The sequence below is a fragment of the Blastococcus sp. SYSU DS0619 genome (genome assembly GCF_054051035.1).
Window position 1 is genome coordinate 26,582 of sequence record NZ_JBJHAM010000029.1, and the last position, 12,200, is coordinate 38,781.

Here is a 12,200-nt window from a genome sequence, read left to right on the forward strand (position 1 = left end):
GGACCCCGTCACCGCGCTGCCCGCTCGGAGCCGAGCGAGCGGAGCAGCGCGGCGAGCTCGGCGGGGTGGGTCTGCACGACCATGTGCGCCGCGCCCGGCAGCACCACGAGACGGCCCCGGGGTGCGGCGGCGGCCACCTGCTGCGCCCAGCCGGCCGGGCAGAGCGTGTCCCGGGCGCCCCGGACGACGACGACCGGCACCCGTACCCGGCGCAGCCGCTCGTCGATCGGGTCGGGCGAGGCCGTGCGCCACAGCGCGGCCATGGCCCGGGGCCCGGTGTGCAGCCACTGGCGCAGGATGAGCGGCACCTGCCACCAGGGCTCGGCCAGCGCGGTACGCACCCAGCGCCAGGCGAGCACCCGGAACCGGCGCATCCGCGGATCCGTCGTCGGGCCGCACAGCACGACGCCGGCCACCCGGGGGTCGGTCGCGGCCGCCGCGACCACCTGGCAGCTCTGCGAGTGACCCACCAGGACCACCGGGCCCTCGGGGAGCGCCCCGACCAGGCGGGCGGCGAGCTCGTCGACCGGGGGCACCGGCGCGGCCTCCCCCATGCCCGGCAGGACGACGACGCGCCCCGGAAGTTCCTGGCGCAACCTGCGCGAAGAACGTTCATCCAGCCCCAGACCGGGCACGTGAACGACGGAGATCGAAGGCTGCACCCCGTGGGGTCTACCGGCCGCCTCCCGGGTCCGCGAGCCGAACGGAGCCGGAGCGACCGGGTGTGTCCCGCATCTCCCGGGGGCGGGCACGATCCGCGCGGACCCGAGTGGGAGGATCAATCATCATGACGACATCACCAGCGCAGGCCCCCGCCCCGAGCAACCCCTCCGGCGGCCGGCCGCGCGTCGTCATCGTCGGCTCGGGCTTCGGCGGGCTGTTCGCCGCCCGGGCCCTGGGCAAGGCCCCGGTGGACATCACCCTCATCGGCAAGACGGCCCAGCACCTGTTCCAGCCGCTGCTCTACCAGGTGGCCACCGGCATCCTCTCCGAGGGCGAGATCGCCCCGGCCACCCGCGAGATCCTGCGCCGGCAGAAGAACGCCCGCGTCGTGCTCGGTGAGGTCACCGAGATCGACGTCGCCGCCCGCACGGTCAGCTCCGAGATCCTCGGCCGGAAGACGGTGCACCCCTACGACGAGCTGATCGTGGCCGCGGGCGCGGGGCAGTCGTACTTCGGCAACGACCAGTTCGCCGAGTTCGCGCCCGGGATGAAGAGCATCGACGACGCCCTCGAGCTGCGCGGCCGGATCTTCGGCGCCTTCGAACTCGCCGAGATCGCCCAGGACCAGGCCGAGATCGACCGGCTGCTGACCTTCGTCGTCGTCGGGGCCGGCCCGACCGGTGTGGAGATGGCCGGGCAGATCGCCGAGCTGGCCCGCCGCACCCTGCGTCGCGACTTCCGCAACATCAACCCGACCGGTGCGCGGGTGATCCTGCTGGACGCCGCCCCCGCCGTCCTCCCCTCCTTCGGGAAGAAGCTCGGCGACCGCGCCCGGCGGCAGCTCAACGAGATCGGCGTCGAGGTCCAGCTGGGCGCCATGGTCACCGGCGTCGACGCCAACGGGCTCGAGGTCAAGGACACCGACGGCCAGGTCCGCCGGATCCAGGCGGCCACCAAGATCTGGGCCGCCGGCGTGCAGGCCAGCGAGCTCGGCCGGAAGCTCGGCGAGCAGACCGGAGCGGAGGTCGACCGCGCCGGCCGCATCTCGGTGGAGCCCGACCTCACCCTCCCCGGGCACCCCGAGATCCACGTGGTCGGCGACATGATGGCGCTGGACAAGCTGCCCGGCGTCGCCCAGGTCGCCATCCAGGGCGGCCGCTACGCCGCCGAGGCGATCGAGCGCCGGGTCGCCGGGAAGGCGCCGCAGAAGCCCTTCGAGTACTTCGACAAGGGTTCGATGGCGACGATCTCCCGGTTCTCCGCGGTGGCCGACATCGGCAAGTTCAAGTTCAGCGGGTTCATCGCCTGGGTGCTGTGGCTGGTCGTGCACCTGATGTACATCGTCGGGTTCAAGAGCCGCGTCACCACCGTGCTGCACTGGATGGTCAGCTTCCTGGGCCGTGGCCGGTCCGAGCGGGTGGCCACCCAGCAGCAGGTCTACGGCCGGCTGGCCCTGGAGCAGCTCGGCGCGGGCTGGGAGGTCTCCAAGACCGGCGGACCGAAGAACACCGACCCGGACGACGAGGACATCACCCAGCGCGAATCGGCGTGAGCACCGCACCGGCCGGGTGATCCTCACCCCGGCCGGTGCTTACCCGGCCCAGGACGGGTAGGCGCTCCCCGTGGCAGGACGACGGGGGCAGACGAGCGCAGCACGGTCGCAGGCACCTCTCTGGGTCTGGCCGGCGGTCGCCGCCGTGGTCGCGGCGGCTGTGGGCTGGGCCCTCGGCATGGTGGAGCCGCGCGGCGGGTTCCTCGCGGCGCTGTGGCCGGCCGACACCAGCGCCGCCGGCACGCTGCTGCAACTGGTGGCCACGGCCGCGATCACCATCACGACCCTGACCTTCAGCATCACCATCGTGGCGCTCCAGCTCGCGTCCCAGCAGTTCTCGCCCCGGCTGCTGCGCGACTTCGTCCGCGACCCGGTCACCAAGCGGGTCCTGTCGATCCTGACTGCGACGTTCGTCTTCGCGATCACCGGTCTGCGCGGGATCAACCAGGACCAGCCGGTACCCACGCTCGTGTGCCTGGCCGCCGCTCTGCTGGGCCTTGGCTCCGTCGCCGCCCTGCTGGCCTTCATCAGCCACATGGTCCGCATGCTCCGGGTGGACACCATGATGACCCGGGTGCACGACGACGCCCGGCGGGCGATCGAGACGTTCTACGGCCCGTACACCGGTCACGGGCAGCGGTCCCCCGACGAGCTGGACCTCGAGACGAGCGCGGGGCGGCTCGTGACCGCGTCGCGGAGCGGGTTCGTCGAGGTGACCGACCCGGACGCGCTGGTCGAGGCCGCGCGGAACCACGATGCCGTCGTCCGGGTCGAGGTCCGGCCCGGTGACCTGGTCACCGTCGGCACACCGATCGCCACGGTCTGGGGCGCGACCGAGGAGCTCGACGACGCCGTGCGCGCTGCGGTGGTGTTCAACAACGAGCGGACGATCGACCAGGACGCCGCCTTCGGGTTCCGCCAGCTGGAGGACATCGCCGTGAAGGCCATGTCCCCGAGCACCAACGACCCGGTCACCGCCGCCACGGCGATCGGCCACATGGGCGATCTGCTGGTCCGCCTCACCGGCCGGCACCTCGGGCCGACCCTGCACGAGGACGAGGACGGCGTCGGTCGGGCGATCGTCCCCGACCGGGACATGCGGTACTACCTCGACCTCGCCTGCGGTCAGGTCGCCCGCTTCGGCGGCAGCGAACCGACCCTCGTCACCGCCCTGCTGCGGATGCTCCGGGACGTGGCGGTCGCCTGCCGGGACGACGAGCAGCGGGCCGAGGTGGAGCGGGCGGCGGACCTGGTCGCCGGGGAGCACTCCCCGGAGTGGAGCGCTACGGACACCGAGTTCGTCGGGCTGCACCGCGACCAGGTCACCGCGGCCCTGGAGGGCCGGGTCGTCGACGCCTTCGCCGATCGCTCCGGTGAGACCCGCTCCATGTGAGGCACCGGGTCACTCCGGGCCCAGCCACCACTGCAGGGCCGTGACCACGCCTTCGGGCCGGACCACGTGCCCGCCGTCGAACTCGTCGTAGGTGACCTCGTAACCCTCGTCGCCGAACACGGCGGCCAGCCGCCGTCCGCAGCGGTCGACCGGGAGGACCCGGTCACCGGTGCCGTGGGTGAGCCAGATCCGCGGCCGGCCGCGTCGCGCCGGGGGGAGGGCGAAGCCCGGGGAGAAGGCGAGCACGGCGTCGAACAGGTCGCCGTTGGCCGGGCCGAGCGACAGCGCGTAGGAGGCGCCGTCGGAGAAGCCGCCGATCGCGCAGCGGCTGACCGGTGCCCGCTCGGCGACCTGTGCGAGGGCGGCGTCCAGGACGGCGACGTCCCGGCCCAGCCGGCCGGCGATCAGGTCCCACGTGGCCGCGCCGGACCGCGGCGCCAGCACCAGCACCCCGCGGTCGGCGGCCGTGCGGCCCAGCACGCCGAGGCTCTGGGGCGGATTCCCGCCCGCGCCGTGGAAGAAGACCAGCAGCGGCCGCGGCACGGGCTCGCCCGGAGGAACGGCGAGCAGGACCCCCGCTCCCCCGCCCAGATCGAGGCCGTGCACCCCCGCCGGCCACGGCTCGCCCGGGGCCACCTGCGCCGGTCGGCTGTCGAGGCGGCCGGCGGCGTGCTCCGGCACGGTCACTCCCCGTACGCGGCGATGGGCACGTGCTCGTCGGCCCGTTCGAGGTGCAGCGGCTGCAACGGCCTGGTGTCGTCCAGGTACAGGAAGGCGTCGTATCGCTTCCCCAGCACGGTCGGCACGTAGTTGCCCCACTTCTCCCGGGACGGCCGGTAGACCACGCCGATCGCCCGGTGGTCCAGCCGGGTCCGCAGCCACCCGGGCTGCCGGTCGCGGGGGAAGACGAGCAGGGCGTCCTCACCCAGCGCCTCGTGCAGCCGCGCCTCGACGCTGCCCGGCCGGGCCGGGGGCACCGCCATCCGCTCCATCTGCGCCCCCCACTCCTGACCGGCGACCACGCCGCCGCGGTACCCCCCGAAGCCGACGAGGACCACGTCGTCGGTTCCGTGGCGCTCGCGCAGCAGCTGACCGACGTTGGTCATGCCGTGGGCCGCCATGTCGGTGGCGCGGGCATCGCCGATGTGGGTGTTGTGCTCCCAGACGACCGCCTTGGGCCCGGCATGGTCGAGCAGCCGGTCGAAGGTGTCCACCATGTGCTCGTCGCGGACGTTCCACGACTCGGCGGAGCCCCGCACCATGGCGCGGTAGTAGCGCTCGGCGTCGACCACGACCGCGGCGTTCTGCTCGGCGGCGAAGCGTCCCTCCTCGTCGCGGTCGGACTCCCCGTCCCCGCGCCGCTCGCACAGCGAGCGCAGCAGGTCCACGGCCTCCTGCTCGCAGGAGGCGGGGGCGAAGCGGCTGGCGAAGGCGTACTCGGCGCCGTCCTCGCCGAACGGCTCGAAGCAGGCCAGCGCCCGCTTCGCCTGCTCGACGTGCCCGGGCTCGTGCTCGGCCAGCCAGTCCACCAGCGCGTGCATCGAGTCCCACAGGCTGTAGACGTCGATGCCGTAGAAGCCGACCCGGTCGTCCTCCGGGCGAGCGGTGTTGTGCTCCCGCAGCCAGCGGCAGAACTCGACGACCTCGTCGTTGGCCCACATCCAGGTCGGCCAGCGGGCGAAGGCGTCGAGTGCATCGCGCGGGTCCTCGTCGGCACCGGGCCGCAGCCGCACGCTGCGGCCGACCCGGTAGCAGTCGGGCCAGTCGCCCTCGACCGCGACGAACCCGAACCCCTTCTCCTCGATCAGCCGCCGGGTGAGCGCCGCCCGCCAGGCGTAGTACTCGTGCGTGCCGTGGCTGGCCTCCCCGATCGCCACGATCCGCGCATCGCCGATCCGGTCCAGCAGCGGGTCGAGGTCCGCCGGCGTGCGCAACGGACTCGCCAGGGCCTGGATCTGGTCGAGCATCGGATCAGGCATCGGGGCTCCCCTCTCGCACGATCGCGGCGGTCACCTGCCGCAGATCACCGGTCCGCCGCCAGACGGCACGCTGGCGCGCGGCGGAGGTACCCCGGCCGAACAGCCGGCGCACCAGTTCCCGCACCTCGTCCTCCTCCCCCCGGTCGGCGAGGTCGTCGGCGAGCTCGCCGAGGAGGCCGTCCACCGCGGTCCGGGCGTCGACGAGCGCGCCGGCCACCGGGTCGAACAGCTGCCCGGTGAGGCCGTCGCGGGCGGCCCGCCACCGGGCCGCCCGCAGCAGCTCGGGACGGACGACGGGCACCGGCTCGTCGCGCTGCGCGCGGGCGGCGACCACCCGCACCAGCGAGCGGACCAGCGCGGCGTGCAGGACGGCGTCGTCCAGGTGCGTGCAGACGTCGGCCAACCGGAACTCCACGGTCGGCAGGTGCGACGAGGGCCGCAGGTCCCAGTACAGGTGGGAGGCGTCCGCGACGACGCCGGCGGCGACCAGCCCGGCGACGACCTCCTGGAACCGCTCGCCGGAGCCCAGCGGCTCGGGCACCCCGGTGTGCGGCCAGCGCCCCCACCAGAGCGTCCGGTAGCTCTCGTTGCCGGTGTCGGCGCCGTCGTGGAACGGGGAGCTGCCGGTCATCGCCAGCAGCAGCGGCAGGTACGGGCGGGCCCGGTCGAGCACCGCGACCGCGGTGTCGAGGTCCGGGACGCCGACGTGCACGTGGCAGCCGGTGATGTCCTGGCGGGCCGCCAGGCCGGCCCACCGCTGCACCATCGCCTCGTACCGCGGCGCAGGGGTGAGCACCTGCTGCCGCCATCCGGCCGACGGGTGGGTCGAGGCCGGGAGCAGGGCGACGCCCGCACCGGCGGCCGCTGCGCGCGCCTGGGCCCGGGTGGCGGCGAGCTCCGTCCGCAGCTCCCCCAGCGTGCGGCAGATGCCGGTGGCCGTCTCCAGCTGCGTCGTGCTGATCTCGGGGTGGACCCGCTCGTCGAAGTCGTGCCGCAGCACGGCTTCGGCGAGCCCCGGGCTCGGGGTGAGCTCGAGGGTCTCCGGGTCGACGAGGTGGAACTCCTCCTCCACCCCGACGGTGGCGCCCACGACGGTCCGGGGGCGACCGGTGGGATCCACGCGCGCTCCTGTCCGGGCCGCAGCGCGGGACGGCCGGCGTTGCCGGCGACCCGGGCCTGCCATCGGCTGCCTCCCAGCCGCACCGCCACCGTACGGCTGGAGCTCCCGGGCCGCAGCCGGGTGCGACGCCCCCGCCGGAACCACCCGGAGTGGTGGGAGACGACCCGTCCGGACTGCCGATCGGCGCGGTGACCAGGGAGGATGAGCGGCAACGGGGAGGAGGGCGAGGTGCAGACCGGACGACGCGCGCCCGCGGCGATCCTGGCGGTGGTGTACGTCGTCAGCGGTGCGCTGTGCTGGGTGGGTGCCGCCGCGCCGATGGCCGAGACCACCCCCGTGGGGCTGCTCCAGGTGCTGGGGGCCGTCGGGCTGATCATCGGCGCGGCGCTGGCGGTCGCCGGCGCCCGGGTGCGCCCCTGGGGCCTGCACGCCGCGGTTGCGCTGCTGTCGGTGCTCATCGGTCTGCTGGCGTGGCGGTCGGCCACGCCCGTCGGGGTGGTCGGGCTCGGCCCGGCGATGATCTCCGTCGGCCTGTACGCCGCCCACTTCCTGTCGCTGACCGCCGCCCGGCTGCACGCCGCCACGGTGATCCTCGCCGCCAGCGCCGGCGCCTGGGCCGCGGCGCCGTCGGACTTCCTGGCCGCCTGGTTGCCCGTCGTCGGGTCGGTCGCCGTGCTGACCGAGGTCCAGGGTCGGCTGGCCCACAAGCTCCGGACGGCCGCCGGCACCGACCCGCTGACCGGCGTCGCGAACCGGCGCGCGTGGGAGGAGCACGCCTCCCGCCAGCTGGCCCGCGCCGCCCGCAGCGGGGAGGCGCTGAGCTTCGCGCTCCTGGACCTCGACGACTTCAAGGTGGTCAACGACCGGGACGGCCACCGCGCCGGCGACGAACTGCTGCGCAGCCTCACCGAGAACTGGAGCCGCCGGCTGCGCCGGGCGGACCTGCTCGGGCGCTACGGGGGCGACGAGTTCGTGCTCTGCCTCCCCGCGACCGACGAGGAGGCCGCCCGCGAGCTCATGGACCAGCTGAACCGCACCCACCCCTTCACCTGGACGGCCGGGATCGCCACGGCCCGGCCCGGTGACGACGTGAGCTCCGTGCTCGCCCGCGCGGACGAGCAGCTCTACCGGAAGAAGCGCAGCGGCCGCATCGGGTGAGCCGCCGGGCCCGGCCGGGGCCGGTCGCTAACGATCCGGCCACGTGCGCGCAGGACCACGCGTGCGCGCCACCCGGCGGGTAGGGAACGGCCATGGACGTCGCCCGCAGCTCGCTCCTCCGGCTCGTGCTCCTGCTCGCCGCCCTCGTGCTCGGCTCGACCGGGTGCGTCGTCGTCGGCACCGGTGGATCGCCCGGTGTGGCGACCGGCTCCGGACCGGAGCCCGACCAGCCGCCGTCGGGGGACGACGGCGAGGCGGAGGAGCGCATGGCCCGCGAAATCCTCGACCGGGTCAACGCCGAGCGCGAGGCGCGGGACCTGGCGCCGCTGGAGTGGAACGACGAGCTGGCTCAGGTCGCCCGCGCCTGGAGCGAGCAGATGGCCGAGAACGACCTGCTGGAGCACCAGGACGTGCGGGAGGTGCTCGACCGGGAGGAGCTCGACGGGTTCACCGGCATCGGGGAGAACATCTTCACCGCCTCGGGCCCGGTACCGGCGGGGGTCGCCCACGTCGGCTGGATGCGGTCCGACGGCCACCGCGTCAACGTGCTCAACCCCGGCTGGGACCGGATCGGGATCGGGGTCTTCTGCGCGCCCGACGGCTCCGTGTGGGCCACCCAGCAGTTCGGCCGGACCGTCGGGTCCGACCGCCCGGAGGTGGACCGGGAGACGCCGCCCGAGGAGCCGATCGTCCGATCGGAGGAGGACGGACCCAGCTGTGCGTGAGCGCCCGGGTCCGGGCACGCCGGAGCAGCGCGGGGACCAGCCCGGGGCGGGGCCCGGGGGTGCCCTGGGCGCCGCCCGGCAGCGGGTCCGCCGCATCCGGCGTCGGGTGGGCGAGGGCTACCGCCGGCTGCCGTCGCCGGTCCGCGGGTTCGCGGAGTGGCTGCGCAGCCCGGAGTTCCTGACCACCAGCTCCAGCCTGGCCTTCTACGCGCTGATCTCGCTGCCGCCCATGGTGCTGCTCGGGTTCTGGGTGGCGGGCCTGGCGGTGGACGAGTCCGCGCTGCAGGACCTCGGCACGGAGGTCGGCGACCAGGCCCCCGAGCAGCTCCCGGTCGCCGACATCCTGCGCGGGCTCATCGACGTCGCGGCGCGGACCGGGCCGGTGGCGGCGGTGGCGGCGATCTGGCCGGCGACCACGTACGGCGCCGCGCTCGCCCGCGCCTTCAGCACGATCGCCCCGAAGTCCGAGCGCCGGATGCGCGGGATGAAGGGACGGCTGCTCGCCCTGGTGATCATCGCCGTCCTGCCGCTGGCGATCTTCTCGGGTCTGGCGGCGCTCTACCTCGTTCCCCGGCTGCTCGGGTCCGGCCTCGCGCTTCGGCTCGCGCTGGGCGCCGGCGCCCTGCTCCTGGTGGGCCTGGTCATCGCCTTGATCTACGCGCTGTTCGGGCTCTGGGAGACGCGGTGGCACGACGTCGCCATCGGCGCGGCGACCGCTGTGGGGCTGGTCGCGCTGACCACCGGCGGCTACCTCGTCTACCTGGAGTACGCCGACTTCACCGACCGCTACGGGCCGACGGCGCTGGCCACCGCGGTGCTGCTCGGGCTGTGGCTGCTGCTCGGCAACGCCGCACTGCTGGCGGGCTACCGCCTCATGTCCCGGCGGGCCCGGCGCCGGGCCCACGGGGCACGGGCGGACGGCACGCAGCGGCCCGCGCGAAGCGCGCCGCCCACTCCTCCAGCACGTCCCGCAGTTCCGGCGGGCTGACGACGACGCACTCGGCCCCGGCGACCCCGAGCGCGAAGGCCGGCCAGGCCAGGTCGTCGGTCTCCATGCGCACCCGGCAGCAGCCGTCGTCGACCGGCTCCACCGTGGACCACTGGCCGATCCGCCGGCGCACCTCCCCGGCCGGCGCGTGCACGAGGACCTCGACCTGGATCGCCGCCCCCCGTACGCCGAGGGCGGCACGCACGACGGCCGCGGCGTCCTCGGCCGGGAGCGGGCGCGGGGCGAACCGGGCGCCGGTCGCCCGTGGGCCGGCCAGCCGGTCCAGCCGGAAGGTCCGCCACTCCCCCCGGTGGAGGTCGTGGGCGACGAGGTACCAGCGCCGGCCGAGCGCGACCAGCCGGTGCGGCTCGACGAGCCGCTCGGTGCCGGTGCCGTCGGCCGACGTGTAGGAGAAGGTCAGCCGCTCGGTGTCCCGGCACGCCTGCGCGACGACGGTGAGGTCCCGCGGGTCGACCGTGCCGCCCGGCCCCGCCCACGCCACGGAGTCCGTGACGGCCCGCAGCGCGTCGGCCCGGCGCCGGAGCCGCGGCGGCAGCACCTGGACGACCTTCGTGAGCGCGCGCACCGACGCCTCGGCCATGCCGGCCACCGCGGTCTGCGCCGCGGTCTGGAGGCCGACGGTCAGGGCCACCGCCTCGTCGTCGTCGAGCACCAGCGGCGGCAGGGCGGCACCGGGGGTCAGCCGGTAGCCGCCCTCGACGCCGGGCTGCGCCTCCACCGGGTAGCCGAGCTCGCGCAGCCGGCCGATGTCGCGGCGCAGCGTGCGCAGCGAGACGCCGAGCCGGTCGGCGAGCTCGCCGCCGGCCCACTGGCGACGGCCCTGCATCAGCGAGAGCAGGCGCAGCGTGCGGTTCCCGGTGTCGGCCACGGCGCCAGAGTCTCCCGCAATGGTGACAGGAACTGGCACCGATGGTCCCTAGCGTCGGACGTGACCGATCCACGACCCGACGGAGGACCCGACCATGACCAGCCAGACCGCCATGACTCCCCTCAGCGCCGAGCGCGCCGACCTCCTCGAGACGCTCGCGGCGCACCGGAACTTCCTCCGGTTCACCGTGCAGGGCCTCACCGACGAGCAGGCACGACTTCGGCCGACGGCCAGCGAGCTCACCCTCGGCGGCCTGGTCAAGCACGTCGCCGGGACCGAGGCGGCGTGGGTGGACTTCGTCCTCGAGGGCACCTCGGCGATGGCGGCAGCGGACGACGCGGCCCAGGTCGAGGCGTGGGGCGAGGAGTTCCGCATGGGCCCCGACGAGACCCTCGCCGGCATCCTGGCCCGCTACGAGGAGGTGGCGCGGCGGACCGACGACCTGGTGCGCACGCTGCCCGACCTCGACCTCGCCCACCCGCTGCCCGAGGCGCCCTGGTTCGCGCCGGGGGCGGTGCGGTCGGCCCGGCGGGTGTTCCTGCACATCGTCGCCGAGACCGCCCAGCACGCCGGGCACGCCGACATCCTCCGGGAGTCCCTCGACGGGCAGAAGACCATGGGCTGACCCCGCCGGTCAGTCGGCGTCGAGTGCGTCGACGTGCGCACGGCGCGGTCCCGCGCCTCGGCCGCGTCGGCGGCCTCCCGCTCGGCGGCCGCTCGCCGGCGCTCCTCCCGCTTGAGCGCCGCCGCGGCGTCGGCCGCAGCGCGTTCGGCGTCGGCCAGCTGGTCGGCCAGCTCGTCCACCCGCGCCTGCAGCTCGGTCCGGCGGGTGGCGAGCTCCTCGGTCCGCTGCCGGTGCGCGTCGAGCGCCGCCGCGGCTTCCTCCGCGGCGGCCGTGGCCTCCTCCGCCGCCGCGCGGGCCTCCGCCAGCTCGCGGCGGCGCTTCTCCTCGGCCGCCCGCCGGCGCTCCTCCTGCTCGCGGCGCCGACGCTCGGCGGCGCCCGCATCGGCGGTCCCCCACTCCGCGGCCGTCCTGCGGGTGGGCGCCTTCCCCGCGGCCGGCGCGGTGCGGGGACCGGACGGGTGCACGAGCCGGAGATCCGGCCGCGAGACCGTCGTCCCCATGCCGCTGTAGGACATCGGCGAGGTGAGGCGCCCGGTCAGCAGGGCCCGGCCCGCCTCGGGGTCGGACATGGCGGCACGCAGCGTCTCCTCCACCTGGGTGGCCACCGAGGTGCTGACCGGGTGCCCTTCCCCGTCGGCGAGCGAGCGCACCTGCCGGGTGAGGGCCGTGAGCAGCTGCCGGCGCTGGACGTCGAGGGCCCGGAGCTGGTCGCCGGCCAGGTTCTCCTGCGCCTCCCGGAGCAGGTCGCCAAGCTCGACCAGGCCCTCGATCTCGGCGCGCCGGGCCCGCACCAGCAGGTTGCAGGCCCAGGCGGCGGCCGACGGCTTGGGCAGCGTGCCGATCTCCTTGGCGAGCGCCTTGTCGCCGTCGACCTTCGCCTCGTCCTGGCGGGTCTTCCGGAGCTCGACGAACTGCTCCGGCGGCACCGCGTAGAGCTCGTCGGCCACCTCGTCGAGCTGCACGCCCGCGACCCTGCCACGACCGCGACGATCAGGTCACCTGATCACTTCGGGGGGGGGGGGGGGGGGGGGGGGGGGGGGGGGGGGGGGGGGGGGGGGGGGGGGGGGGGGGGGGGGGGGGGGGGGGGGGGGGGGGGGGGGGGGGGGGG

11 protein-coding genes are annotated in these 12,200 nt (G+C 75.3%); 6 read left to right on the plus strand and 5 right to left on the minus strand.

All coding sequences use genetic code 11. The features are described 5' to 3' along the window. Positions 1–8 precede the first annotated feature (8 nt). Positions 9–752: an alpha/beta fold hydrolase gene (locus ACI79T_RS20015; RefSeq protein WP_456611854.1), complete on the minus strand. Its 744-nt coding sequence runs from the start codon at positions 750–752 to the stop codon at positions 9–11. Between the two features lie 35 nt (positions 753–787). Between ACI79T_RS20015 and ACI79T_RS20020 the strand changes: the two genes are divergently transcribed. Further along, positions 788–2,215: an NAD(P)/FAD-dependent oxidoreductase gene (locus ACI79T_RS20020; protein ID WP_456611844.1), complete on the plus strand. Its 1,428-nt coding sequence runs from the start codon at positions 788–790 to the stop codon at positions 2,213–2,215. 70 nt (positions 2,216–2,285) lie between these two features. Then, positions 2,286–3,608 (plus strand): DUF2254 domain-containing protein, encoded by a 1,323-nt coding sequence (locus ACI79T_RS20025; RefSeq protein WP_456611845.1) that lies wholly within the window; start codon positions 2,286–2,288, stop codon positions 3,606–3,608. Between the two features lie 9 nt (positions 3,609–3,617). Here the strand turns inward: ACI79T_RS20025 and ACI79T_RS20030 are convergent, their stop codons facing one another. Genes ACI79T_RS20030 through ACI79T_RS20040 form a run of 3 tightly spaced genes read right to left on the minus strand, consistent with a single transcriptional unit; the run spans position 3,618 to position 6,707 of the window. Beyond that, positions 3,618–4,289, minus strand: coding sequence for an alpha/beta hydrolase (locus ACI79T_RS20030; protein ID WP_456611846.1), 672 nt, complete (start codon positions 4,287–4,289; stop codon positions 3,618–3,620). Positions 4,290–4,291: 2 nt separating this feature from the next. Next, the gene (locus ACI79T_RS20035) at positions 4,292–5,587 is read right to left on the minus strand and encodes an erythromycin esterase family protein (RefSeq protein ID WP_456611847.1); all 1,296 of its coding nucleotides are present in this window, start codon (positions 5,585–5,587) and stop codon (positions 4,292–4,294) included. Beyond that, complete coding sequence (locus ACI79T_RS20040) at positions 5,580–6,707, minus strand: carboxylate-amine ligase (RefSeq protein ID WP_456611848.1); 1,128 nt, start codon at positions 6,705–6,707, stop codon at positions 5,580–5,582. Before ACI79T_RS20040 ends, ACI79T_RS20035 begins: the two co-directional genes overlap by 8 nt. A 201-nt stretch (positions 6,708–6,908) precedes the next feature. Here ACI79T_RS20040 and ACI79T_RS20045 point away from each other — a divergent pair, with 201 nt between their 5' ends. From ACI79T_RS20045 to ACI79T_RS20055, 3 genes are all read left to right on the plus strand, one after another. Further along, entirely contained in the window at positions 6,909–7,865 is a 957-nt protein-coding gene (locus ACI79T_RS20045; RefSeq protein WP_456611849.1) for a diguanylate cyclase domain-containing protein, read from the plus strand. Positions 7,866–7,957: 92 nt separating this feature from the next. Then, entirely contained in the window at positions 7,958–8,590 is a 633-nt protein-coding gene (locus ACI79T_RS20050) for a CAP domain-containing protein (RefSeq protein ID WP_456611850.1), read from the plus strand. After that, entirely contained in the window at positions 8,583–9,578 is a 996-nt protein-coding gene (locus ACI79T_RS20055; protein ID WP_456611851.1) for a YihY/virulence factor BrkB family protein, read from the plus strand. Before ACI79T_RS20050 ends, ACI79T_RS20055 begins: the two co-directional genes overlap by 8 nt. On the opposite strand, the gene ACI79T_RS20060 is transcribed toward ACI79T_RS20055, so the two are convergent. Then, positions 9,463–10,467 carry a helix-turn-helix transcriptional regulator gene (locus ACI79T_RS20060; protein WP_456611852.1) on the minus strand — a complete coding sequence of 335 codons (1,005 nt, stop codon included), beginning with the start codon at positions 10,465–10,467 and terminating at the stop codon, positions 9,463–9,465. The two genes, ACI79T_RS20055 and ACI79T_RS20060, sit on opposite strands and share 116 nt — an antisense overlap. 94 nt (positions 10,468–10,561) lie before the next feature. Between ACI79T_RS20060 and ACI79T_RS20065 the strand changes: the two genes are divergently transcribed. After that, positions 10,562–11,092, plus strand: coding sequence for a DinB family protein (locus ACI79T_RS20065; protein WP_456611853.1), 531 nt, complete (start codon positions 10,562–10,564; stop codon positions 11,090–11,092). The last annotated feature ends 1,108 nt before the right edge of the window (positions 11,093–12,200 follow it).